This is a genomic window from Shimia thalassica, assembly GCF_001458215.1.
Lineage (GTDB): Bacteria > Pseudomonadota > Alphaproteobacteria > Rhodobacterales > Rhodobacteraceae > Shimia > Shimia thalassica.
Map to the genome: position 1 here is coordinate 629303 of NZ_CYTW01000002.1, position 23489 is coordinate 652791.

Annotated in this window: 22 protein-coding genes; 10 read left to right on the forward strand and 12 right to left on the reverse strand. The window is 56.3% G+C overall.

Going from position 1 to position 23489, the window contains the following annotated elements; translation table 11 throughout:
- Nucleotides 1–10: 10 nt before the first annotated feature.
- A complete protein-coding gene (locus PH7735_RS12955; RefSeq protein WP_145865327.1) occupies nucleotides 11–1537 on the reverse strand; it encodes a DUF1214 domain-containing protein in 1527 nt (508 codons plus the stop codon).
- A gap of 186 nt (nucleotides 1538–1723) precedes the next feature.
- Here PH7735_RS12955 and PH7735_RS12960 point away from each other — a divergent pair, with 186 nt between their 5' ends.
- A complete protein-coding gene (locus tag PH7735_RS12960) occupies nucleotides 1724–2731 on the forward strand; it encodes an AraC family transcriptional regulator (RefSeq protein ID WP_145865328.1) in 1008 nt (335 codons plus the stop codon).
- A gap of 72 nt (nucleotides 2732–2803) precedes the next feature.
- Here the strand turns inward: PH7735_RS12960 and PH7735_RS12965 are convergent, their stop codons facing one another.
- Nucleotides 2804–3949 carry an acyl-CoA dehydrogenase family protein gene (locus PH7735_RS12965; protein WP_058311782.1) on the reverse strand — a complete coding sequence of 382 codons (1146 nt, stop codon included), beginning with the start codon at nucleotides 3947–3949 and terminating at the stop codon, nucleotides 2804–2806.
- A gap of 86 nt (nucleotides 3950–4035) precedes the next feature.
- On the opposite strand from PH7735_RS12965, the gene PH7735_RS12970 reads away from it, so the two are divergent.
- Nucleotides 4036–5079 (forward strand): AraC family transcriptional regulator, encoded by a 1044-nt coding sequence (locus PH7735_RS12970; RefSeq protein WP_058311783.1) that lies wholly within the window; start codon nucleotides 4036–4038, stop codon nucleotides 5077–5079.
- A gap of 335 nt (nucleotides 5080–5414) precedes the next feature.
- Here the strand turns inward: PH7735_RS12970 and PH7735_RS12975 are convergent, their stop codons facing one another.
- Nucleotides 5415–5666 carry a DUF6552 family protein gene (locus PH7735_RS12975; protein ID WP_058311784.1) on the reverse strand — a complete coding sequence of 84 codons (252 nt, stop codon included), beginning with the start codon at nucleotides 5664–5666 and terminating at the stop codon, nucleotides 5415–5417.
- Complete coding sequence (locus PH7735_RS12980; protein ID WP_058311785.1) at nucleotides 5656–6360, reverse strand: SDR family oxidoreductase; 705 nt, start codon at nucleotides 6358–6360, stop codon at nucleotides 5656–5658. The genes PH7735_RS12975 and PH7735_RS12980 overlap by 11 nt, the downstream gene beginning before the upstream one ends.
- A 97-nt stretch (nucleotides 6361–6457) precedes the next feature.
- Between PH7735_RS12980 and PH7735_RS12985 the strand changes: the two genes are divergently transcribed.
- Nucleotides 6458–7330: a LysR substrate-binding domain-containing protein gene (locus PH7735_RS12985; protein WP_058311786.1), complete on the forward strand. Its 873-nt coding sequence runs from the start codon at nucleotides 6458–6460 to the stop codon at nucleotides 7328–7330.
- A 51-nt stretch (nucleotides 7331–7381) separates the two neighbouring features.
- Here the strand turns inward: PH7735_RS12985 and PH7735_RS12990 are convergent, their stop codons facing one another.
- Entirely contained in the window at nucleotides 7382–7828 is a 447-nt protein-coding gene (locus PH7735_RS12990) for a helix-turn-helix domain-containing protein (RefSeq protein WP_058311787.1), read from the reverse strand.
- A gap of 153 nt (nucleotides 7829–7981) precedes the next feature.
- Here PH7735_RS12990 and PH7735_RS12995 point away from each other — a divergent pair, with 153 nt between their 5' ends.
- Both PH7735_RS12995 and PH7735_RS13000 read left to right on the forward strand, forming a co-directional pair.
- On the forward strand, nucleotides 7982–8662 hold the full coding sequence (locus tag PH7735_RS12995) for a YqiJ family protein (protein ID WP_058311788.1): 681 nt from the start codon (nucleotides 7982–7984) through the stop codon (nucleotides 8660–8662).
- A gap of 49 nt (nucleotides 8663–8711) precedes the next feature.
- On the forward strand, nucleotides 8712–10388 hold the full coding sequence (locus tag PH7735_RS13000) for a flotillin domain-containing protein (protein WP_058311789.1): 1677 nt from the start codon (nucleotides 8712–8714) through the stop codon (nucleotides 10386–10388).
- Between the two features lie 159 nt (nucleotides 10389–10547).
- Here the strand turns inward: PH7735_RS13000 and PH7735_RS13005 are convergent, their stop codons facing one another.
- Nucleotides 10548–11531 (reverse strand): AraC family transcriptional regulator, encoded by a 984-nt coding sequence (locus tag PH7735_RS13005; protein ID WP_058311790.1) that lies wholly within the window; start codon nucleotides 11529–11531, stop codon nucleotides 10548–10550.
- A 149-nt stretch (nucleotides 11532–11680) separates the two neighbouring features.
- On the opposite strand from PH7735_RS13005, the gene PH7735_RS13010 reads away from it, so the two are divergent.
- Complete coding sequence (locus tag PH7735_RS13010) at nucleotides 11681–12508, forward strand: NAD(P)H-binding protein (RefSeq protein WP_058311791.1); 828 nt, start codon at nucleotides 11681–11683, stop codon at nucleotides 12506–12508.
- A 28-nt stretch (nucleotides 12509–12536) separates the two neighbouring features.
- Nucleotides 12537–12950, forward strand: coding sequence for a DUF4345 domain-containing protein (locus PH7735_RS13015; protein WP_058311792.1), 414 nt, complete (start codon nucleotides 12537–12539; stop codon nucleotides 12948–12950).
- Nucleotides 12951–13039: 89 nt separating this feature from the next.
- Here PH7735_RS13015 and PH7735_RS13020 read toward each other — a convergent pair whose 3' ends face one another.
- Nucleotides 13040–15073: an NADH:flavin oxidoreductase gene (locus tag PH7735_RS13020; protein ID WP_058311793.1), complete on the reverse strand. Its 2034-nt coding sequence runs from the start codon at nucleotides 15071–15073 to the stop codon at nucleotides 13040–13042.
- 272 nt (nucleotides 15074–15345) lie between these two features.
- Between PH7735_RS13020 and PH7735_RS13025 the strand changes: the two genes are divergently transcribed.
- Nucleotides 15346–16281, forward strand: a complete 936-nt coding sequence (locus tag PH7735_RS13025) for a homocysteine S-methyltransferase family protein (RefSeq protein ID WP_058311794.1) — start codon at nucleotides 15346–15348, stop codon at nucleotides 16279–16281.
- 124 nt (nucleotides 16282–16405) lie between these two features.
- Here PH7735_RS13025 and PH7735_RS21235 read toward each other — a convergent pair whose 3' ends face one another.
- From PH7735_RS21235 to PH7735_RS13050, 5 genes are all read right to left on the reverse strand, one after another.
- On the reverse strand, nucleotides 16406–16609 hold the full coding sequence (locus PH7735_RS21235) for a hypothetical protein (protein ID WP_058311795.1): 204 nt from the start codon (nucleotides 16607–16609) through the stop codon (nucleotides 16406–16408).
- Nucleotides 16610–16757: 148 nt separating this feature from the next.
- Nucleotides 16758–18272 (reverse strand): sulfatase-like hydrolase/transferase, encoded by a 1515-nt coding sequence (locus PH7735_RS13035; RefSeq protein ID WP_058311796.1) that lies wholly within the window; start codon nucleotides 18270–18272, stop codon nucleotides 16758–16760.
- On the reverse strand, nucleotides 18269–19867 hold the full coding sequence (locus PH7735_RS13040; RefSeq protein ID WP_058311797.1) for a tripartite tricarboxylate transporter permease: 1599 nt from the start codon (nucleotides 19865–19867) through the stop codon (nucleotides 18269–18271). Before PH7735_RS13040 ends, PH7735_RS13035 begins: the two co-directional genes overlap by 4 nt.
- Nucleotides 19867–20409 carry a hypothetical protein gene (locus tag PH7735_RS13045; RefSeq protein ID WP_058311798.1) on the reverse strand — a complete coding sequence of 181 codons (543 nt, stop codon included), beginning with the start codon at nucleotides 20407–20409 and terminating at the stop codon, nucleotides 19867–19869. Before PH7735_RS13045 ends, PH7735_RS13040 begins: the two co-directional genes overlap by 1 nt.
- A 69-nt stretch (nucleotides 20410–20478) precedes the next feature.
- Nucleotides 20479–21426: a Bug family tripartite tricarboxylate transporter substrate binding protein gene (locus PH7735_RS13050; RefSeq protein WP_158503225.1), complete on the reverse strand. Its 948-nt coding sequence runs from the start codon at nucleotides 21424–21426 to the stop codon at nucleotides 20479–20481.
- A gap of 125 nt (nucleotides 21427–21551) precedes the next feature.
- Here PH7735_RS13050 and PH7735_RS13055 point away from each other — a divergent pair, with 125 nt between their 5' ends.
- Nucleotides 21552–22040 carry a MarR family winged helix-turn-helix transcriptional regulator gene (locus tag PH7735_RS13055; protein WP_058311800.1) on the forward strand — a complete coding sequence of 163 codons (489 nt, stop codon included), beginning with the start codon at nucleotides 21552–21554 and terminating at the stop codon, nucleotides 22038–22040.
- A gap of 3 nt (nucleotides 22041–22043) precedes the next feature.
- Nucleotides 22044–23489 carry a sulfatase family protein gene (locus PH7735_RS13060; protein WP_058311801.1) on the forward strand — a complete coding sequence of 482 codons (1446 nt, stop codon included), beginning with the start codon at nucleotides 22044–22046 and terminating at the stop codon, nucleotides 23487–23489.

Here is a 23489-nt window from a genome sequence, read left to right on the forward strand (position 1 = left end):
TGCGTCGCATTCAATTGATTTTTTCCAAGTCACCCAACATCCAGCCGCTTTTCAGCCAGCCGTCTTTCGGGCCATACAGACGGAACAACAAGAAGTAGCTCTCTGTTGTCGGAATCCAGTTTTTCTCCATGCCTTCAGGGGCTTCAGGTCCAAAGTAGATGTCATAGGAGCCATCGTCATTGATGTGCATGGTGTCGGCGTCCCGAGAAGACAGGCCCACCCGTTCGACGTCTCGGATAAAGCTTTTGGTTTCCATCGAATAGACGATGACAGACCAGAAATCCTTGGCAGGCGTATCTGCCGGCACGTTCAGCTTGTAGGATGCGTTGTGGTCGAACATGTCACCGTTGCTGTCCCGCAGACCCGTCAAATAGAACGTCCCCCCGCCAAGGAATTTGGGCAGATAGGTGATCCAGAAATAGCTGCCGCCGGCGCGGTCATCCACCAGAACCTCGGTCTCAGTTTCATAAGGAAAACCAGCTTCTGGCTGGCCCTCGGCAAAGTCCCAGACAAGCCACTGGTTCTTGAGTTTTCCCGCGTCATCAACCCACAAGGGGACCGTCGCGAGGCCGGGTTCCACAAAATACCGCTGCATGGCTGCATAGGCCAGAACCAGCCCCTCGTTCATGGCCTTCAACTGGCGCTCGGTGGGTTCAAACGGTTTGCCCTTTTCAATCCCGAGGTCCTTGAGGAAATTGACCATCACCTTGTCCTGCGGGCGCACGGGATTGTTCTGAACGTAATCGTTCAAATCCTCAAAATAGGTGTGGTTGTAATAGGGAAGCGAATCATAGGGCACGTCTGATGCTTCGTGATAGGTGTTCGGCGGCGGATTTTCGGCCTCGGACAGATAGTAAATCTTGATCGTCTGGGCATAGTCCGCGGCATCTGCATCCGTCGCACCATTGTACAAGCGGGGCCGGAACGAGAACCCGTATTCGTAGGTGTCCGTTTCAAACGGGAAATATCCTGCGCTGGTCAAGTCCTCAAGTGAGAGGTCGCCATCATAGCCGGGCGGCAGCATCACGTATTTGCCGCCTTTGCCCTTGTCATGCCCATCGGGGCCGACATCGGCAATCGGCGCGTCCCATGCATTCACGATTGTTCCGAAATAGCTGACTTTGTCCGTTGCGGCCGGAACCTCGATCACAAGCGCGCCAGGTTTCGAGGTCATGGAGGCCCAGGAATAGGCCGTCACATCGTTGGCTGTCAGAAATCCGTGTTTAGAATCAAAGGGTTTGTTGAGATAGATAACGTCGTTGTAATCCCCGCCCAAATCCCGCCGGATCCCTTTGAGAAAGTCGACCATGCCTGCGGCCGGCATGCCCCAGATCGCCGTCTGCGTCGCACGTTGCACCATCATTTGGTATTCGATGTCTTCGACAGCGGCAGACCTTGCCAGAATGTCGCCTGTATCGTTGAAGGTCTGGGCCAGTGTCATAGGCGCAAAGACAGAAAGGGCCGTGGCCAGTGCCATCGCCGAAACGGATCGCATGCGAGGGGTGGGTTTCGATGTCTGTGTGAACGAACGTGTCATGTGCCTCTCCCTGAGCAGGTATTGGATCAGCCAAGCCCGTTAAAATGCGGAATGCACGCGAGAGCAAAACGGCATCTCGGGGAAACGAAACTCAAACTGACCAGATATTCAGCAGGGATAATGACACAAACATGATTGTCAGAAATATCATTACACGACACACTGAAAAAAAAGGGGAGCGTTCAGGTGTCCATTTCACCGGCAATGATAACCGCCAAAGCACTCGGGGCGATGCCCGGCTTTGCCCTTGAAGAGATGGGAGAGCGCAGGACGCTTCGGCTGTTGTCCGATGTGGGATTGGCCGAACAGTTTGTCGAAGATCGCCAAGGCTACATTCCAGAGCATGCTCTGTGCGAGTTTGTCAGCGGTATCAGCCAGGCGTTGGGAGAAGACAGGCTTGGCCTTTTATTCGCGCCATATCTGACGGTCGAAGACTATGGGGCGTGGGGGCAGTATGTTTTGTCGGCTCCCAATCTGGGGATTGCCCTCTTGCGCGCCCAACAGGAAATGAGTCTGCATTCAAATACGGATCGCGTTGAATTTGTGACCTGCAACAACATGGTGTCATACGCGTATAAATTCGGGCACAAGCATCACGCGTGCTATCCCGATTTGGCCTATAGTGCGGTTGCCGCGATGCTCAGCATTCCCAAGGCCTATCTGGGGCAGGGCTGGTCACCGACGAAAATCGAATTTGATTTCCCGTCCGACCATGACAGTTCGCTGGCCGAAGAAACCTTTGGCTGTCCGGTTCAGTTCAACAGGCCCGCATTGCGTCTGGTTTTCCCGAGCGCGGTTCTTGGGGTGCCGCGCGTGTCACCGTCGTTGACGCCAGAGACAACGCGGGGCGATATCGTGCGAGAAAGGGCGCCGCCGCCCAAGACGATGCTGCATTCCATTTGTGCGGTCGTTGATATGCAGGTTGCAGACCGCAATGTCTCGCTCGAGCGGTTGGCCCAAGCGATGAACATCGGTCCCCGCAGTATCCAGCGCAAGCTGTCGACAAGCGGGACCAGTTTTCGCGAGGTGTTGATGACGGCAAGGATGAAACGCGCCTGCGAGTTGCTGGCGTTGCAAGACAGCACGGTTGCAGGGGTTGCCGAAACTCTTGGATATAACGAGCCCGGAAACTTTACCCGCGCGTTCACCACGTATTTTGGCAAATCGCCAAGCCACTACCTTGGGCAGGTGTGAAGGGGCGCTGGATACACCACCAACGGAAGATGGCGATAGCTGTGACACTATCGCCAGTCTTGTCAGCTTGGATCAGCTCGCCGCGTCAGCGATGATATTACGCGCAATGACAAGCCGTTGGATTTCGCTTGTGCCTTCGTAGATCTGGCAAATGCGTGCATCACGATAGATCCGTTCTACGGGGTGGTCGTTCAAATAACCGTAACCACCCAAAATCTGGATCGCCTGAGAGCAAACTTTCTCGACCAACTCGGATGTGATCAGTTTGGCCATGGACGCTTCGCGCAAGCAGGGCTGGCCTGCGTCTTTCAGTGCGGCGGCGTGAAACACCATCTGGCGACCCGCTTCGATCTGGGTGTCCATATCGGCCAGTTTGAAAGAAATGCCCTGTTGTTCGACAATCGATTTGCCAAAGGCCTGACGGTCGACGGCATAATCACGGGCATATTCAAAGGCACTGCGCGCCATGCCAACGGCCTGAGCCGCGATACCGATACGGCCGCTTTCAAGATTGGCCAAGGCGATTTTATAGCCCTGACCTTCTTCGCCCAACAGGTTTTCCGCTGGAACACGCATGTTTTCAAACGCGATTTGGCACGTATCCGACGAGTGGATACCCAGCTTCTTTTCGACCCGCACGACTTCGTATCCTGGCGTGCTGGTTTCAACGATAAAGGCGCTGATGCCGCGTTTTCCGGCGTCTTTGTCCGTTACCGCAAAGATGATCAGAAGCTGACCGTTCTTGCCCGATGTGATGAACTGTTTTGCGCCGTTGATCACATAGTGATCGCCGTCCCGCACTGCGGTGGTCCGCAGGTTTGAAGCGTCGGAACCGGCTTGGGGTTCGGTCAGGGCAAAGCCGCCGATCCATTCGCCACTGGCCAGTTTGGGCAGGTATTTCTGTTTCTGTGCCTCGGTGCCATAGTCGCGGATCGGGCCACAGCCAACCGAACTGTGTACCGACATGATGGTCGAACACGCGCCGTCGCCTGCTGCGATCTCTTCAATCGCGCTGGCATAGCTGACGAAATCGGCGTCAAAGCCGCCATAGGCCTCGGGAACCTGCATGCCAAGAAATCCCAATTCGCCCATCTGGGCCAGTTCTTCTTTGGGGAAGCGGGCCTGTTGGTCACGCTTTTCGGCACCGGGCCAAAGTTCGGATTTGGCAAATTGACGGGCCATGTCGCGGATGGCGGATTGGGTTTCGTCCAGAATCATGGGGGTTCCTTCAATTCAAAGCAGGGATTGCAGATGCAAGTAGTTAGCAGTTGTCTTCATCTCTATCAGTGTCATATGGTTTTTGAATGCTGACACCAAAAGACAGTATTTACAGACGCCGCCCCGTCGCGCCAACCTTTGTGCAAGAGGCGCTGGATTGCTGCCGTGCGGCCGGTGTTGATCCTGCCGATGTCCTGCGCGCCGCACAAGTGGCACCGGATCGTCTTGATGACCTTGATACACACGAATTTGGCCGGGTGTGGCTTGAGCTTTCGTTCCACATGAGGGACGAGTTTTTTGGTCTGGGCGCGCGGCCCATGCGTCCGGGCAGCACTACGTTGTTGGGGCATGCGATACGGGGCGCCAAAACGCTTGATGTGGCCCTGAAGCGCAGTTTGCGGTTTCTCAACGTGGTGCTGGATGATCCTTATGGCACGGTAAGTGTTGAAGGGCGCAGCTGTATTATCACGCTGCATGAAACCGCCTCGTCGGGCAGCGCCTTTAAATACAGGGCGTTTTTCCTCATTCTGCATGGCTTTAACTGTTGGGCCGCGCGCGAGAGAATACCGATAAAGGCGGTGGATTTTCCTTGTAAGGAACCGCAGGCCCAAAGTGACTATGGCGATTTCTTTGGCGTGCCCGTGTCGTTTGATGCGCCAGCCGCGCGGCTGGTTTTTGATCGCAAATACCTCTCGCGGAAAACCCAGCGCAGCGAGAAAGACCTCAGGGACTTTCTGCGCAGCTTGCCAGAGGCATTTTTGCGGGGATATCGCGAAACAGACGGGTTGAAACACGAGATCATCACCAAATGTCTCAACGGTCCCCCGGAAGACTGGCCCGGTGCGACAGAGGTCGCGGAACGGTTGGGCATGTCAAGGTCGTCGCTGCATCGTTTGCTGAAAGAAGCAGGTCACAGCCTTACCGAACTCAAGGACGAACAAAGGCGCAATCGTGCAACGGCCTTGTTGTCGCGCACAGATATGACGATTTCAGATATTTCGGCAGAGGTCGGCTATGCCGAAGAGGGCGCCTTTTATCGCGCGTTCCATCGTTGGTATGCAACAACCCCCAACCGGTTGCGGGAGGCACCAGAAAGCTTCTCGGTGACTGCCCCCAAGTCGGGTGCGTGATATCTATCGGCCTTAAGGCGGGGCTGGCCACGGGAAAGGGCAGCCCGAGAGCGACGCAGTCCGAGTGGCAGCGCCGATGATGGCGTCAAAGGCCGAACAGGCTTTGGGCTTGCTGCGCGTTTGGAAAAGCATCCTAACGATCCCGACGTTTGGGGGATGTTGATACGGTCGTGTTCTACGTTGGGGGACCGTTAAGCGGTGCAGGTTGCCTTGGAACATGTGCAGAGACCTTAAAAGGGGACCAGCGACTCCTTGCAACGTTTCTTGCCAGTGGGGGTAATCAGCCTCTGACTGAGCATGGCGCCGCACCATGAAACAGGGTGAGGCGCCGTTTTTTAGGAACTGCTCATGCCGGCGATCATCGCGCCAAGCGCAACCAGATGAACCAGCATCAGGGCCTTGTCGTTCCATAACGCGCCCACGGCAAACCAGCCCAGAACACCGAACAGGAACAAATACAGGTTCCAGGGTGTCCAGCCGAAACCTGTCGCCGTGTAGCCCATTATCTGGATCGCGGACGCCCCCCATTTGATCGTAAAAACCAGCCGGTCGCGGGGGATGACTTGAAGCGTCGCGTCAGACGGCACGTGTCAGCCCGCCATCAATGCGAATGTTCTGGCCTGTCATGTATCCGCCGTTCTCTGATGCGAGTAGGGATATCAGGGACGACACTTCATCCGCACGCCCATAACGACCCATCGGAATGCGGGCTTTGCGGTCTTCGGTTTCTGGAAGGCTATCGATGAAACCCGGCAAAACATTGTTCATCCGGATGTTGTCTGCCGCGTATTTGTCTGAATACAGTTTTGTGAACGCCGCAAGACCCGCGCGAAACACGCCAGACGTCGGGAAAAGGGGATCGGGTTCAAACGCGGCAAACGTCGAGATGTTGATAATGGCACCGCCGCCTTGGGCCTGCATCAGCGGCGTCACAAGCCGCGTCGGGCGGATCACGTTCATGAGGTAAACTTCCATCCCTTGGTGCCAGTCATCATCATCGATATCCAGAACCGGTCCCTTTGGGCCATGCCCCGCGGAATTTATCAAAACATCCACGCGGCCCCAACGATCCTGTGCCCCTTGAACCAGTGCAGACAGGTCCGCGGCATTCAGGTTCGATCCGGTCACGCCAAATCCGCCCAGTTCCGCGCCAAGAGCCTCGCCCTTGCCAGAGGATGACAGGATACCAACCTTGAAGCCATCGGCCGCAAGACGGCGCGCGGCGTCCGCTCCCATGCCGCTTCCGCCTGCTGTAATGAGTGCTACTTTTTCTACTGACATCTGCGTCTCCAATTCTGATTGGGTTCAATGTATCAGCTATTAATTGATGCCGCGCTTGAGTATTGATGTTTTCTGACAGTAGAAATACTATCGACAAATGACTGATCTGCCTTCTCTGAATTCTCTGCGAGCGTTTGATGTTGCCGGACGGCGTCTCAGCTTTCGCGCGGCGGCAGACGAACTGGGCGTCACGCAAGGCGCCGTAGCCCAGCACGTGCGCCAGCTTGAAGCTGATCTTGGTATCGTCCTGTTTGACAGGGTGCCAAAGGGGCTTGCGCTGACCTCGATCGGTCGCAGTTATCATGACAGGGTCGCGCGCGCGTTTTCGGATTTGCGCAGTGCGACGGCCCAGATCAAACCAGAACCGGGGAAGGTCACCATCAGTGTCACACCGACATTTGCGTCGAAATGGCTGATCCCGAACCTGCCCGATTTTTCGGACAAACATCCGGACATTGATTTGCGCATTCTGGCCACCGAAAAGGTGTCGAGCTTCCACAGTGACGGGATCGATCTTGCCATTCGACAGGGCAACCCGCCGTTTGGTGCGGCATTGAACGCAACGCTTTTGTTTGCGCAGGATGTGATCGCTGTCTCGGCACCAACGTTGGTTGAACACGCGGCTGTGCCCGTCGATGCGACCACCCTTGCGCAACTGCCCAAGATACATGACACGCATGATCTGTGGCCAAGGGTGTTGGCCGATCTGGATGTGGTTGATCAAAGCAAACGGGGCTTGCGACTGAGCCAGACCGCTTTGGCGGTAGATGCGGCGGTCTCGGGGCAGGGCGTTGCCTTGGTCAGCCGCTTTCTCGTGTCGGCAGACATTGCGGCGGCCAACCTCTTGGATTTGGGGTTGGATTTCCAAGTGGACTCGCTGGATTTCTATCTTCTGACCCTACGCAAGAGGGCGCCCAATCCGGCAATTGGAACGGTTGTGGATTGGTTGACGTCACAAGCTTCCGAGTAAGGTCAGTATTGGTTTTGCATAGCTTTGGCCGGACTTGTTCAGGAGTATCCCCTAGGTGGGGTCCCAGAAATGTGGCGGCATATCTTGAAGTTGCTGAGCAACCATGTCGTCGATCCAGTCTTGCTGCTCATCCTGCGACCACCTGCTAAATTCGGGTTCTTCCAGCGAAAGGACTTTGGCGCGCCGCAAGGCCTGTTGGTACTTTAGTTGATCTATCGGAGCATCCGGGACGATCGCATAGACAAATTTCCCGCCCATCGCTGCGGCAATGCTCTCCATCTGTTTTAGCGAAACAGCGCCTTCTTTTTCACTGCGCTCTGCCTGATAGATTGCGTTCCGGCTGACCCCTTTGCGCAGCGCGACATCTTCTGCAGACATGCCCAAAGCCAAGCGCATTGTCGCAATCCATCCTTTTTCAGGAGAGGGGGTTTCGGTGAATTGTGCCGCCGCCCGATCCAAGATGCGCGCCAACCGTCTGCGTTGCAAAAAATCCGGCATGGCGTCCTCTGTTTAGATGTCACGGTTTGTATGGCCTTAACTTAGGGGCATCTTGTTAAAAAATCAATTTATTACGCATCTTTTACAAAGAATTGCATATATATACCTAACAATTTTCGGTATTGCGCCTATATGTAATTTGGAAGGAGTAACATGATTAGTATATTTTTGACACCTGAGGCATTGCCGTTTTCTGTTGCCCTTGCTGTGGTCGCTGGCCTGTTCATCCTGGAAATTATCGGTGCTCTTCTTGGCGCGACAATTCTGGGAATTGGCAGTGATGGCCCGGATATTGACGTCGATGCGGATTTTGATCTTTCTGCGGATCTCGATCTGGATGCCGTGGATCTTGACACGGATCTGGATACGGCGGAAATCGGTGCCGCGCCTTCGGGTCTGCTTGGCTGGCTTGGCGCACGAGATGTGCCGTTTCTGATCTGGCTGGTGTCATTCCTGACCATGTTCGGCCTTTCTGGCTTGGTGATCCAGTCAGTAGCAAACAGTGTTTTTGGCAGTTCTTTTGCCGTATGGATTGCTGTTGCAATCGCGATGGTTCCCGCCATTGCCTCCACGCGGTTCATTGCAAATCATGTTGCGCTGATCATGCCGAAAACCGAAACAAGCGCCATGCGCACACGCTTTCTGGCCGGACATCGTGGCACGATCACACAAGGCACAGCCACGCGCGGTAAGCCTGCCGAGGCCAAAATCAAAGACCGGCACGGCAACTTTCACTATTTGCGCGTTGAACCGCTGGAAGATGACGGCGTCTTTCCAAAAGGCAGTGATGTGACCGTTATTCGCAAACGTGGCGACAGGTTTTTTGTCATCTAAGGCACTGCATTCCTTCATTAAATCTCTGAAGTAAAAATAGGAGCCCCTCATGGAGCTAACTCTCATTCTTGTCATTGCGGCGACTATTGTCGGTCTGCTGATCTTTATCGGCCTGATTATGTCGCGCCTTTATAAACGTGCGACACGCGAAACCAGTCTGGTGAAAACCGGATCTGGCGGCAAAAAGGTCATCATGGACGGGGGGACAATTGTCGTGCCCTTCCTGCATGAAATTTCTAAGGTCAATATGAAGACCCTGCGTCTGGAAGTGTCCCGTGTGAACGATCAATCGCTGATCACGAAAGACCGTATGCGCGTCGATGTGGGTGTGGAATTCTATGTCTCGGTGAATGCGACTGAAGACGGCATTTCCCGCGCGGCTCAAACCCTTGGTGACCGGACATTCCACGTAGAACAGTTGCGTGAAATGATTGAAGGTAAGTTGATCGATGGTTTGCGTGCCGTTGCGGCCCAGATGACCATGGATGACCTGCATGAAAACCGCGCGAGCTTTGTTCAGGAAGTGCAGAACGCGATTTCCGAGGATCTCTTGAAAAACGGTCTGGAACTTGAGGCTGTGTCGCTAACCGCGCTGGACCAGACACCGTTCGAACAATTGGATGAAAACAACGCGTTCAACGCGGTGGGTATGCAAAAGCTTGCGGCCGTTATCGCCACGTCTCGCAAACAGCGTGCCGAAATCACAGCCGAGGCCGACGTGTCCGTCGCGCGATCTGAAATGGAAGCCGAAAAGCTTAAATACCAGATTGATCGCGAGCAAAAAGAAGCGTCGATCACACAGGTTCGCGAAATTCAAACCCTGCAAGCGACGCAGGAAGCCGAAATCGCCAGAAATCAGGAAGCCTCTGATCAGGCTAAAGAGCAGGCACGCATTGAACGTGAACGGGCCGTGCGCGCGTCCGAGATCGAGCGGGAGCGGGCCATTCGGGAAGCCGAGATCGCAAAAGAACGCGAGCTGGAAGTGGCAGACCAAGACCGCCAGATTATCGTGGCGCGAAAATCAGAAGAGGAAAGCCAGGCTCGCGCCTCTGCGGACAAAGCCCGCGCAGAAGCCAAGAAGGCGTCGGAAGCGATTGAAACAGCCCGCGCCGTGGCAGAGGCCGAGCGTCAAAAGCAGATTGCCCTGATTGAAGCCCAGAAAGAAGCCGAACGCATGGCAACGGGAGTACGATTGGCAGCAGAGGCCGAAAAAGACGCCGCAAGCGACCGGGCCGCTGCCAAGCTGGAAGAAGCACAAGCCGATGCCAATGCGATTATGGTACGTGCAGAAGCCAAAAAGACCGATTTGCTGGCAACCGCCGAGGGCCAAACCGCGATCGCAAACTCCGAGAACGAGTTGAGTGCCGAAATCATCGCCATGAAGGTGCGACTGGCCAGTCTCGAGGCGATGCCTGCGATTATCGCCGAGATGGTCAAGCCTGCTGAAAAGATCGACTCTATCAAGATCCATCAGGTTACGGGGATGGGTGGTGGCTCTTCTGCCGGTCCCGCTTCAGAAGGTAACGGGACACCCGTAAATCAGGCGCTGGATTCTGTTCTTGGCATGGCGTTGCAGATGCCCGCGATGCAAGCTCTTGGCAAAGAGCTTGGCATCAGCCTTGAAAACGGCATGGCGGGTGTGGCCCATGGGGCCTTGGATGTCACAGACGCTGTGAATGAAAACGCGACAAACGATGATGCGACGCCGGTAGGCGCAGCCTCCTAAATTTCGCACGGAGATGGCCGGCTTGGGGTTCCAGGTTGGCCATCACCTTATCTGCTCTGCCTCTGATGCGCATTTTGTCATCAGGCAAGTCCGGACACTGCCTCTCCATAAGACCGAAAAGACCAACAGGCGTTGCCGCCCACGGCATTGGTGACGGGGTTATGTTGCCATGTCGTATGATGCTTTGCGCGCCTGTCCGGGGGGAATGCCGAAGACGCGTTTGAAGGCGCGGTTAAAGGCCGGTTCGGATTGATAACCAAGGTCGGCTGCGATGCTGGCAATGGGCGTGGTTGTTTCGCGTAATGAGCGCCGAGCAAGGTTCATACGCCATTCCGCGAGATACTGCATTGCTGGCGTGCCAACGAGGTTTGTAAACCTTGCGGAAAACGCCGAACGGGACATGCCAGCCACCTGTGCAAGCGCGTCTACCGACCAATCCGCAGCGGGATCGCGATGGATGGTGACAATGGCCCGCCCGATTTGTGGATCACGTGCAGCCTTGAGCCAACCCCGATCCGCGTCAGGGGAGCGGATCAGCCACCGACGAATGGCTTCGATCACCACAACATCTGCCAGCCGTGTGATGACCGTTTCACCGCCCGGGCGCAGCTCGCGCGCTTCGCGTGCGATAAACTGCAGTGTACCCTGCAGCCAGCTTCCGGCGTCCTCTTCCCACGGGTCGATTTTGAGCACATCCGGCAATAACGCCATAAGCATCGGGCTTGACGCGTGATCCAGCCGGGCAAGGCCGTACATCATGCTGCAGGCCTCACCACCTCCGCCAAATTCCACGGTTTCATAAAGCTCTGTCACCTTGCGAATGGGCAGGTCCTCAAGCGCCCTCAATTTGGCGTTTGGGTCGCTGTAAAGGCTGATCGGGGCGCCGTTTGTCATCAACACAAGATCCCCCTTGCGCACCTCGAAGGGGGCGTCCTCTCCGACCTTCAACCAGGCCTGCCCACCAATGACGACGGCAAAACTCATGACTTCGGGAAATCCGGGGATCGCAATGCCCCACGGCGCGGTCAGGCGCGACTGGCAATAGAATGTGCCGGTGAGCTTTAGCAGGTGAAGGATCTCGCCCAGCGGATCACCAATGGGCTGAGCAATGAGAGACGGGTCGGGTACATGGGGCTGTGTCATGGGGGAATTGTGACGCAATGAATGCCACGCGTCCAGAGATGCTGGACGATCAGATAATAACTCGGGACGAGCGGGAATGGTTCATCCAGTTTGTTGCGACAATATTGGGTCATCGAATGAATAACGGATCACTTTTAAGGAGACCTCAAATGACCATCCAACCTATCCTCGTTCTCGGTGCCACTGGCAAAACGGGTTCCCGCATCGCTCAACGCCTTGAAGACAAAGGCCTGCCTGTGCGCCGTGGATCACGCGGAGCTGCAATCCCGTTTGATTGGAATACCCCTGACACCTGGGGCGCCGTACTGGCGGGCGTCTCGTCGGTCTATATCTCTTACTATCCTGATATCGCCGTGCCGGGGGGCGTTGAAGCCGTTTCCGCGTTCACCGAACAGGCCCGCGCTGCAGGTGTTGGTAAGATCGTTCTACTCACCGGTCGCGGAGAGTATCATGCGCAGCGCGCCGAAGAGGTTGTCCGCAATTCCGGTTTGCCGTTCACCATCGTTCGTGCAGCATGGTTCGCGCAAAACTTCTCGGAAGGTGCCCTGCATGACCCTGTAATGGCAGGCGTTTTGCCCATGCCAGGGGGGGACGTGCAAGAACCCATCGTGGATGTCGACGATATCGCCGATGTGGCGGTGGCAGCCTTGGCAGACGCGGGGCATGACGGTGAAACGTACGAGGTGACAGGGCCGCGTCTTTTGACATTCGCTCAGATGGCCGACGTCTTGTCCGCCGCAACTGGGCGTCAGATCACCCATGTGCCGATTTCTTTTGAAGATTTCCATGCGGCACTTCTCGCGGGGCAGGGCGAGATGATCGCCGATGTTCTCACCGCGATTGCTCGCGAAACACTGGATGGGCGTAATGCGATGCTTGCGGATGGCGTCCAGCGGGCACTTGGCCGCGCGCCGCGCGATTTTGCAACCTTTGCAGACGCCGCCGTCCGTTCTGGTAATTGGGCCGTTGCAGCCTAACAGGTTTTACAATCGAAAGGAGGTCCAAATGAACCATTTTCAAAAGCTCACGCTTGGCGCATCAGGCCTGATCGCCCTTGGCATCGGCATGGCCATCACATTTGTACCCATCGGGTTCTATGCGGGCAGCGGTATCGCTCTTGACACCGATCCCGCCTTGTTAAGCGAGCTTCGCGCACCCGGTGCCAATCTTGCGGCCCTCGGTGCGGTGATCTTTGCCGGTGCGCTGCGATCCGGATTGGCGCGCCAGTCCGCTGCCCTTGGGGCGCTGGTCTTTCTGGCCTTTGCCTTTGGTCGCCTTGTCAGCATTGTTTTTGATGGATGGCCGGGGGAAAGCATCCTCGTGGCGCTTGGTGTCGAGGTGGCTCTTGGGGGGCTGTGTCTTCTGGTACTCCGACCACACAAAAGTGCCTCTGCCAAAACAACTTCTGTCATGCCGTAGATGGGGCATCACACTTCGGACAAAGCGGGGAGGCATCGTAGTGGTGCCTCTCCCTTTTTACGTATCGTAAAGGGCGCTGTTATCGCGCGTCAAATATCCTTGCAAATCCTCAGGGCATCAAAAAGGGCGGCATGAATGTTGCGCCCTGCGATCGCATCCCCCAGTCGGGCAAGCATAAATTTGCCCTCGGGGTGCGTATTCTGGAACGGGTTCAATCCGGCAACCATCGCGTCTTGATCCACTTGCCCCGAATTGAGGGACGCTGGTTTCAGATCGTGGAAAAGTGCGTCCATAGGGGTGATGCCATGTTCAACGACGACATGATCAACAATGTGATGGCTGGTTTCACCAGTCAGGACATGGCGCAGCGAGACCTCTTTGCGATTGCCCGAGCGTGCCACACCAACAAGATCCTGAAAACACTCAAAAGACACACCCTGTTTGGCAAGGTCGCGTAACACCACCGCCGAATTTGTCGGGCCAAGGTCATGCGCGGTTGCGCGATCCGGTGACACATGCCTGACGCGACAGCCTATTCGCGCCAGAACGTCCGCACAAACCAATGCAGGGTGATCTCCGACCTCGTCGAACAACAGAACATTACCTGTCACACGCGCTTCGCCAGACAGCACCTCCCAGCTGGATTTTATCATGTCGGCGCCGTCCATCTCGGGTGAGTCCGGCCAGCCACCTGTCGCAATGATCACGACGTCCGGATGTTCCTCCAGCACTTCGTCGCTCTCGGCGTAGGTGTTCAGGTGCAGATCAACGCCAAGTGTTGTCACCTCGGTGATCAACCAATCCGCAACGCCCCAGATCTGTCGGCGGATCATACCGGCGCTGGCCAGTTTGAGCTGCCCGCCCAACCGGTCACTCGCTTCAAACAGCACGACTTTGTGTCCCCGCAGCGCGGAAATGCGCGCCGCTTCCAGACCGGCGGGACCGCCCCCCACGATAACAACCTTTTTCTCGACCTCGGCCCGTGTAATCACATGAGGCATCGTCGCTTCACGTCCCGTGGCTGGATTGTGCCCGCAAACCGCGGCTTTGCCTTGGTTCACGCGATCCACGCAATAGCCAAGACCCACGCAAGGGCGAATGCGGGTCTCGTCTCCGCGTTGCAGTTTTTGAACCAGATGCGGGTCGGCCATTTGGGCACGTGTCATTCCGATCAAATCAACATGCCCCTCGGAAACGGCGTGGCGTGCCGTCGCGATATCGGCCACCCCACCGGCGTGCAAGATCGGCAGATCGACAGCCTTGCGGATGCGCCCTGCCACGGTCAAATGAGGGGCAGAGGGCATGCCCATTGGTGGGATCCATCCGGCCAGACCCAGATCATCGTAAGGCGCGCCGGCGAGAATATTCAGAAAGTCCACTGCGCCCGTTTCGGAAATCTTCTGCGCGATTTCAACGCATTCATCCGCAGTCAGCCCACCTTTGGTCAGCTCGTCACCGGTGAGCCTCATCCCCATAACAAAGTCCGGGCCGACGGCCTCTCTCACAGAGTGAACCACCTGCATCGTCAACCGCAACCTGTTGTCCAGCGTTCCGCCGTAATCGTCATCTCGCGTGTTGATCAGAGGCGACAGGAATTGCCCCAATAGGTGTGAGTGGGACAGAAGCTCAATGCCATCAAAGCCGCCTTTTTGACAGCGTCTGGCGGCATCTGCGAACTGGGCTATGACGCGGTTGATATCCTCGATTTCCATGGTTTTGGGAAAGGACCGATGCGCCCTTTCGCGGGTGCCCGACGGCCCCGCAACAGGAAGCCAGTGCCCGTCATCCCAAGCGGTCCTGCGGCCCATATGGGTAATTTGGCACATTACGGCGGCGCCATGTGACCGCACGCCATCGGTCAGCTTTTTGAACCACGGAATGATGCTGTCATCCCCGGCATACAGTTGTCCAAAAACCGAGGGGCTGTCTGGTGCGATGTTCGTAGATCCCCCGATGATGGTCAGACCAATGCCACCTTTCGCCTTTTCCTCGTGATACAAACGGTACCGGTCACGCGGATGCCCGTCTTCCTCGTAAGAGGGGGCGTGTGCCGTGCTTATTATGCGATTGCGCAGTGTCAGGTGGCGCAATTGGAACGGTTCAAGCAGCGGATCTGTCTTCATGTGTGTCTCGGATTTAACGTAAATGCATAAAACAATTCACCCTTTCGGTTTCAAACTTCACGGGCCTGCATCTTTCCGCCTTGAAACAGGAGTTTTGCGACAAGGTCGTTTTTCTAACATCTGAACTATCGAAAAAGAGATGGGGTGCACATTCTCGCGACAATGAGGCGCTTGCACGAATGGCGTTGGTTTGGCGAGGCTTATCGCTCTTCAGTGACGCAAAGCCTTCCTCATGCTAGGGTGCAAAATACTGCACTGAGGAGGATTTCCCTATGGCCTTGTATCGCGCCACCTTTCCGACTGCACATACCGATCTGTTTCTGGCCTATGTCGGTATGAAAACCGACCTGATGTTCAATCGTGGTGTCGACCTGCCGGGATTTGCGTCCTTTCCGCTTTTGAAAACGCTAATGGGCCGCACGCTTTTGGAAAGTTATCTGAAAGACATGATCACCCTTGGCAAAGCAGAGGGTGCGGGCGTGATCCTTGAAAGCCCGACGTGGGTTGCGAACCGGGACAGGGGCGCGGCCCTTGGATATACGCCCGTCGATTTAAAGCGATTTAATCAACAGGCCATCGCTATGATGGTGGAAGCGCGGGCAAAATACGGTGATGCGCCAACAGTGATCAGCGCAAACCTCGGGCCGCGCGATGATGCCTATGCCCCTTCGGCACAAATGGATGCGGACAAGGCGCAAGCCTATCACGCGGAACAAATGTCGTTTCTGCCCGAGACAGAAGTGGACGTCATCGGCGCATATACCTTGGCCTATCCAACTGAGGCAATCGGCATCGTCCGGGCCGCGCATCAGTACGACCTGCCGGTTGTGATCTCTTTCACGGTGGAAACAGATGGCCGGCTGCCCACCGGCACCTCGTTGGGAGAAGCCATTCAGGAGGTGGACGCCGCAACCGGGGGATACGCCGCCTACTTTATGATAAACTGTGCGCACCCAGAGCATTTTGCTGCTGCGCTGGTTGATGCCCCCTGGATGCAACGTGTCAGAGGTATTGTCGCAAACGCTTCAAGATGCAGCCACGCCGAACTCGACGAAGCAGAAGACCTTGATGACGGCGACCCGCATGAGCTGGCAGAACAACTGTTCGACATTCGGCAACGTTTCCCAAATATTTTTGTCTTGGGAGGATGCTGTGGCACGGATATGCGCCATATGCACCAGATCGCGAAAGCGCATCGCCCCGCCTAAGCCTGTATTCGAGCCGGTCGCCGGAGGTTGTTGAGCCGCAACAGTTTTTAACGTCAGGTGTGACAGGCAAAGTTGGGCGGAAACCGGAACTTCGCTGCGAGTGCAAGTCGGGCTAAAGCCATTATCAGAAGCAGACATCCACGTTCTGCTGTTTACAGGTCATGTGTAAACTCCTGCCATTGGCGACCTTGATTTCAACCGAGGCCTTCTGGATGCCCCCGCAGCCGACTGGCGCAAAGGCGACAGGCATCCGGACCGCTTCATCGGGCATCGTTGTGCGGGTATTGATGCTGCTAACACCGAAGCCTACGGCTTGACGGATTTTCACCTTTTTGAAAACAATTTGGGTTACTGTGGAACATCAAATCCGTGTGGGATTCACTTTCCGCAAAGTCATAGAACATCTTGGGCACGCGCTGTTTGACGAGCCGGCGAAAATCCTTGGCGCATGCGGTCGTCGGCATGCTGGGACCTCCTTAAGCCATTCCCACCGGCACCTGATTGGGCCGCATATCGTTCGGGCGCGACATCAGGATTTCGCTCAGGTCAGCCTTCATCGAGGCATAGTCGGGGTCGTCGAACACATTACAAAGCTCATGTGGGTCATTTTCCAGATCATACATTTCTCCGGCGCCTGACTGCAGATCAATGGTCAGTTTAGCCGTCTTGCTGCGCACCGTGCGCAAGGACAATCCGACGCCCACGCGACCGGGCAGAAGTTCCCATTCGCTCATGGCGGCATCACGCGTACCGTCGCCTGAGATGACCTCGCGCATGGACTGGCCGTGAATGTCCATCAGGCTGTCTGCCCCGGCCCAATCCATGAAGGTCGCCCCCAGATCGAGGGTCGAAAGCGGCTCAAAGCTGACTTTGCCAGCGGGCACATCGGGCCCTTTCACGATGGCGCGGACATTCAAAAGGCCCTCGAACGGCATCGGCCCCTTCAGAACCAGGCCGTGATCGCCCAGCCAGTCACCGTGGTCGGCTGTGTAAACGATATAGGTGTTGTCGGCCAAACCCTGCGCTTCGAGTTCGGTGATGATGCGCCCGACTGAATGGTCGATCAAAGACAACTGACCATAAGTATTTGCAATCACTTCGCGCAATTGATCGTCCGGAATTTCCGGGTATCGAGAATAGCTTGTGCGGATCTCGGCGCCCTTGCCTTCGATCTTGGTCTCGACCGCCGCCTTGTGCCACCACGGCCGGCCCTCAAAGTCGCGGGTTCTGTGCTCCGGCAGGTCCACGTCTTCAGGCCGGTGCAGCGACGCCCACGGTTCGGGGCAGTCAAACGGGTGATGCGGATCGGGGAATGAGACCCACATGCAGAACGGGTCTTCGTGTTCCTGCTTGAGGAAGTCTATCGCCCTGTCGGCGATCCAGGTCGAGTTGTGGTAAGCCACTGGCAGTTTTGACGACCAGACTTGCGGCGCATCCTTGTGCTCGTGATGGCTCTCCCACAAGAGTTTGTTTTTCTGCTCGCCCCGGCCGTCAGCGTAGTACCATTCTTCATAGGCCAGCCCGGCGGGTGGCTTCTCGGGGTGCCACCAGTTGTGGCCAATGTGGACAAGCTCGGCATGATCGAACCCCATGTAAGGCCCGCGCCACCCTTCCGGCACCTTGGCTGATCCGGGAATGGACTCGACCGTGTCGCTGTCGCCAAAGGTGTGATAGGTCGCGAAATGCGCCTTGCCGATCTTGGCCGTGCGATAGCCCGCCGCAGAGAGCGAGGCCGCAAAGCCTTTCTCGCCCAGCTCGGGATCCAGATCGATGCCGTTGTCATGCACGCCATGGGTCCGTGGCAACAGGCCTGTCAGGATCGAGGCCCGCGCGGGCTGGCAGACCACACAAGGCGTCACAACCGTTTCAAGGCTGGTGCCTTCGGCGGCCAGCATGTCCAGATGTGGGGTGTAGACATTGCGCCCGCGAAACCCATAGCAATCGCCGCGCTGTTGGTCGGACGTGATGAACAGAATGTTTGGGCGTGTCATGTGTTGTCTGCCTTTGGCTTGCGGAGAGAAAGAAAAATCACGGCGATGGCACACAGGATGAATGTGGCCGCGATCGGGCTTTTGAGAAGGAACCAGGGATCACCACCGGTTGCGGAAAATGCCTGTCTTGCGGTGTCTTCGATACGCCCGCCGAGGACAAACCCGATGACGAACGGGAGAGGAGAGATTCCGAAGCGCATCATGAAGTAGCCCAGAATACCAAACCCGAAGGCAAACCAGATCGCGCTCATCGAGGTTTCCTGAACATAGAGGGATGCAAGCGTCAGCAGCAGGACAACGGGCAAGAGATACTGTTTCGGGATACGGACGAGAGCACCCAGTGAGCGCATGAAGAGCCCACCGACGGTCCAATTGAGAAGATTGGCCAGAATCATGGTCGTGAAAAGCCCAAAGGCAATCACGAGTTCAGGGTTCAGGTCGGATGAAAACTTGAAAACAGCTGGTCCCGGATTGAAGCCGCCGATGGATTCCGCTGCGAGGATCAGGAAAACGGCAGCCGTGTTGCCGGGAATGCCAAGCGACAGAACCGGAATGAGGTTGGCGCCGGACACAGAGGAATTAGCGGCTTCTGTTGCGGCAATACCTTCGGGCGCCCCCTGTCCGAATTCTGGATCTTCGGGTCTTTTCTTTTTGGTGTGAATGCGTTTGCCGGTCGCGTATCCGATTGTCGCGGCAAGAGTTGACCCGACACCAGGAAGTGCCCCGATGGTGGTGCCGATGATGGCTGACCTGCCGATATACGGGAAAATGCGTCGGATATCGGACCAGTGAAGGCGCTGGTCCCCTTCGTCCTGCGCGATTTCGATCTCGCCTGTTCGGCGGGTCTGGCTCCATAGGTTTTCCAACTCACCAAAGATGGCCCCGATCACGAGCACGCCAATGACTGCGGCGGTGATTGGTATCCCGTCGGACAACGCGTCGCTGCCAAAACTGAGGCGCGGATAGAAGTCTTCTCCTGTCCCGATATAGACAGCCAGCAACCCAAGGCCGCAGCTAAGCAGGCCCTTTGCGGCGGACCCACTGACAACAGCAGCAATAAAACTGAGAGACAGGATCAAAAGGGCCGTCTTTTCAGGAAGGTCCAGATAGGATTCGACCAGAATTGCCAGAAATGGTGCGCAGACAATCAGAACGATGTCCGAGAACGTGTCCCCAGTGACAGACGAGAAATGTGAAACCTTGAGCGCTTTGCGGGCCTTACCCGCTTGCGCCATCGGATAGCCGTCCAGCGTGGTCATATAGGCGTCGGGCGTACCGGGGGTGTTGAACAGGATCGCCGGAACTGCACCACCGACAGTGGACCCTTTCATGACACCGATCAGGAAGCCCATCACCGGCAACAGCGCGTCTGAATTGAAGCCGAAAATCGAGATGAGGATGGGTAGAGAAATCGCCATTGCAATCACCCCGCCCAATCCGGGCGTGGCGCCAACAACGATGCCAAGGACCAGACCGAAGGCGACCATCATCACGGTGATCGAGACCGAAACACCAAGGAGAGAGAATGCCTCTGGCCCCTGAAAAACCGCGAGTATGCCAAGCCAGATATAATCAAGAGTGCCCAGATCGGTCATCAGACATCCCCATTCGGTGGTAGCAACACGTCGTCAAATGGCAGATCATACAGCGCGATGATGACAACCACCGCCACGAGCGCGATCCACAAAGCACGCCAGGTCACGCGCTGTTCGACAAAGGACACGATGCAGAAAACCATCGTGCCGCCCCCAATGACAAACCCGATGTATTTCCAGGGCGCGGTGTCACGCAACAGCCTGTATTCATCCGCACCAAACAAGCTGGCCGCAATCGGCCCGGTCCAGCGCATCAATAAAATGCCAACGATTCCGAAGATCGAGATCGCTCCGATAAAGGCCAGATTGTAACGTGTCGGGTGCAGGTCAAGCGTTTGGCGTTCAAACAAGAGCATGACACCTGCAATCAGGATGAAACCCGCAGCCAATGTCGGTGCAAGACTGTCGCCAGCGATATAGCGGCCGCGTTTGCGCTCAACCAACCACGTCTCGGTGTCGAGCGGTATCCAGATGAAGGCAAGGATCAAAGCGAATGCAATGCATCCCACACCCAGTGCCGTGCTGGCAGAGAGCTTACGCATGTCGGTCTCGCTGGCTGGTAGAAGATCGCGGGCGGCGGCGACCGCCGCCCAACTTGTATGCGCGTCGCTTTAGTCAGCGGCGGCGGCAATCAAAGCGCCCGAGGAGTCAAAGTCCTGCTGAAGCGCGGCATCCAGAGCGTCACCCGAGATAACAACGGGGCCTCCAAAGCCTTTGGTGATGAACGCGTTGGCCTTGCCACCTTCGGTGTTCACAACCTTTGCAATTGCAGCTGCGATCGCCTCACGCGCTGCAGGGTCCATGTTCGGCGGACCTGCAAACAGGAATGCTGTTTCATTGACATAGTCGACGCCAAATTCAGACAACATGGGCGCATCAGGTGAGTTCTTGAGCGGTTCACTGCGTGCAGAGGCCAGTTCGACCATATCGCCTGCAGCAACCGCCTTGGCCTGGATACCGGCGCCAAAACCGACATCCATGTCACCCGCGTTCAGGCCGTTCATAACAGCCTTGCCGCCCTTGACGGAAATAATGTTGAAATCAACGCCATTTTCCTTGCCCGCGATATAGGCCAGATCGCCCAGCATACCGGTCATCACGCCAAAGCGGATATCTTCTCCGGCTTTGGCGGCCTCGATGACATCGCCAAAGGTTTTCCATCCTTTAGACGCCAGTGCAACGATGGCCATCTGCGTACCGGCCGTGGTCGTGATTGCGGTCACGTCGGTGGGTTTGCCCGCTTTGGCCGCGGCCATGTTATAACCGAGTGTCTCGGTTACGATCATGCCGATGACGGTTCCGTCGGTGGCGCCGTCCTTGAGCGCATTGACCGCGTTCAGCCCGCCCTTGCCTGTGACTTGCTCGGGAATGATTTTCCATCCGTGAAGTGCTTCGAGCTCTTCGGCGATCAGGCGGGCCTGCGTGTCTGCACCGCCACCTGCAGCGAAAGCAATGACCATTTTGATAGGACCTGGCGGTGTCCAGTCTGCAGCAATGGCCGCTGTAGACGTGCTTAACGCAGTAGCTGTGACTGCTGCGAATTTGAGTAACTTCTTCATGCTTTCCTCCCTGAAGCGCAAATCTGTTGGCATCACTTCTCGATTGAAAAGGTGGAAAAGTCAACAATCAAGTTGACATTTCCACTAAATTGACAAATTGTCCCTAAGACGGAGGACGCCAAAGAATGACAAATTCGCGAGACAATGCGATCGATTTGGGATTGCTTCTGCCCTTTCAGATTTCTCAGCTAAACTCTGCGCTGAACGCGCAAGCGAAGGTTATCATCACGCGCTATGGTGATCTGAATCTTGCGCAATGGCGGATCGTCCGAGTGATTGCCCTTGGGATCGAAAACACGACGACACCAGTGCGCAAAGCCACGGGGATCGACAAAAGCCAATTCAGCAAGATGCTGAGCACCCTCGAGAAAAAGGGCTATGTGGTGCTGCATCCAAATGAAGAAGATAAGCGGCAACATGTTATTGAATTAACAGAAAAAGCACGCATCGCGCATGAACGGCTTGGTCCGGTGCTGGACGAACGCCAGCGGCATCTGGTGGCGGCGCTGACCGAAGAAGAGCTGGCGGTCATCTACAAGGCGATCAAGGTCATGGCGGACGCCGCGCAAAAGACCGATTTCAACATCCCGATTTCCGAAATGGAAGAAGAGTAAGCCATGAAATCCACCCCCAACCTTCTGGTCATCCTGTCCGACCAACATCAGGCGCGGGCCATGTCCTGTGCAAACCATCCGGTGGTACAGACACCGCACCTGGATGAACTGGCCGCACGTGGCACACGTTTTACCAACGCCTATACGCCCTCTCCGATCTGTGTTCCTGCCCGCGCGGCCTTTGCGACCGGTCGGCAAGTGCACGAGATCCGCAACTGGGACAACGCAATGCCTTACAAGGGAATGCCGCGTGGCTGGGGGCATGCGTTGCAGGACAAAGGGGTGCGCGTCGAATCTATCGGCAAGCTGCATTACCGCCATGAAGAGGACGATTCGGGTTTCGACACGCAGCATATTCCGATGCATGTCGCGGATGGCGTGGGTATGGTCTGGGGCTCGATCCGCCGCGAAGACGAGAGGGTCTATAACAAACATGTGCGCATGATGGGCGACACGATCGGACCGGGCGAAAGCAGCTATACAAAATACGATCGCAGCGTCACGGACATGACTTGCGACTGGCTGTCCAAAACACAAGACAGCGTTGCGCCCTGGTGTCTCTATGTCGGGCTGGTTGCGCCGCACCACCCGTTGATCTCGCCTCAGGAATTCTATGACCTCTATCCATTGGACAAGCTTCCGCCAGATAAGCTGCGGCTCAAGGGCGGTTACGCGCGCCACCCGTGGCAGGACAAGATGGCGGCTGCGATGGTCGCGGAGGACGGCTGGAAGGACGAGGAAGAGAGGCGCGTTGCGATTGCCTCGTATTACGGGCTGACCAGCTATATGGACCACAATGTCGGGCGGATCGTCGCCGCGCTGAAGGCAAGCGGGCAGTTCGACAATACCACGATCATCTATTCCAGCGATCACGGCGAAAGCCTTGGGGTGCGCGATCTCTGGGGCAAGATGAACATGTATGAGGAATCCGCCGCGATCCCGTTGATCGTTGCCCCTGCGCCCGATCTAGGGGCCGATCCCCGACCTACCAGTCACACGACCACAAGCCTTTTGGACATCTCCGAAACCATCATCGACCACTTTGATGCCGAACTTCCGGGCGAACGCCCCGGGAAATCGCTCTATGATATTGCCGCGTCTGAAGACGACACCGAACGCGCCGTGTTCAGCGAATACCACGCGATTGGCGCGGTCTCTGGCGAATTCATGCTGCGCAAGGGCGATCTGAAACTGATCGAATATGTTGGCTTCGGGCCTGAGCTGTTCAATCTGACCGAAGACCCCGAAGAGCTGACCAATCAGGCGCAAAACCCGGCTTATGCAGATGATCTTGCCCGAATGCAGGCGGAGCTTCGCAAGATCTGTGACCCGGACACCGTCAATACGGAAGCCTTCGAAGATCAGGACGCGATGATCGAAGCCTATGGCGGAAAAGAGGCTGCGTCGAAACTGGGTGCGCCCTCGGCAACACCGCCGCCCGCCACCTGA

Coding starts and splice junctions, on each gene's coding strand:
- PH7735_RS13050 (WP_158503225.1), bottom strand. CDS start 21,426: ATGAAGAAGTTACTCAAATTCGCAGCAGTCACAGCTACTGCGTTAAGC.
- PH7735_RS13000 (WP_058311789.1), top strand. CDS start 8,712: ATGGAGCTAACTCTCATTCTTGTCATTGCGGCGACTATTGTCGGTCTG.
- PH7735_RS13060 (WP_058311801.1), top strand. CDS start 22,044: ATGAAATCCACCCCCAACCTTCTGGTCATCCTGTCCGACCAACATCAG.
- PH7735_RS12955 (WP_145865327.1), bottom strand. CDS start 1,537: ATGACACGTTCGTTCACACAGACATCGAAACCCACCCCTCGCATGCGA.
- PH7735_RS12985 (WP_058311786.1), top strand. CDS start 6,458: ATGACTGATCTGCCTTCTCTGAATTCTCTGCGAGCGTTTGATGTTGCC.
- PH7735_RS12965 (WP_058311782.1), bottom strand. CDS start 3,949: ATGATTCTGGACGAAACCCAATCCGCCATCCGCGACATGGCCCGTCAA.
- PH7735_RS13005 (WP_058311790.1), bottom strand. CDS start 11,531: ATGACACAGCCCCATGTACCCGACCCGTCTCTCATTGCTCAGCCCATT.
- PH7735_RS12990 (WP_058311787.1), bottom strand. CDS start 7,828: ATGCCGGATTTTTTGCAACGCAGACGGTTGGCGCGCATCTTGGATCGG.
- PH7735_RS12980 (WP_058311785.1), bottom strand. CDS start 6,360: ATGTCAGTAGAAAAAGTAGCACTCATTACAGCAGGCGGAAGCGGCATG.
- PH7735_RS12970 (WP_058311783.1), top strand. CDS start 4,036: ATGCTGACACCAAAAGACAGTATTTACAGACGCCGCCCCGTCGCGCCA.
- PH7735_RS13015 (WP_058311792.1), top strand. CDS start 12,537: ATGAACCATTTTCAAAAGCTCACGCTTGGCGCATCAGGCCTGATCGCC.
- PH7735_RS13010 (WP_058311791.1), top strand. CDS start 11,681: ATGACCATCCAACCTATCCTCGTTCTCGGTGCCACTGGCAAAACGGGT.
- PH7735_RS13045 (WP_058311798.1), bottom strand. CDS start 20,409: ATGCGTAAGCTCTCTGCCAGCACGGCACTGGGTGTGGGATGCATTGCA.
- PH7735_RS13055 (WP_058311800.1), top strand. CDS start 21,552: ATGACAAATTCGCGAGACAATGCGATCGATTTGGGATTGCTTCTGCCC.
- PH7735_RS12995 (WP_058311788.1), top strand. CDS start 7,982: ATGATTAGTATATTTTTGACACCTGAGGCATTGCCGTTTTCTGTTGCC.
- PH7735_RS13025 (WP_058311794.1), top strand. CDS start 15,346: ATGGCCTTGTATCGCGCCACCTTTCCGACTGCACATACCGATCTGTTT.
- PH7735_RS13040 (WP_058311797.1), bottom strand. CDS start 19,867: ATGACCGATCTGGGCACTCTTGATTATATCTGGCTTGGCATACTCGCG.
- PH7735_RS13020 (WP_058311793.1), bottom strand. CDS start 15,073: ATGAAGACAGATCCGCTGCTTGAACCGTTCCAATTGCGCCACCTGACA.
- PH7735_RS13035 (WP_058311796.1), bottom strand. CDS start 18,272: ATGACACGCCCAAACATTCTGTTCATCACGTCCGACCAACAGCGCGGC.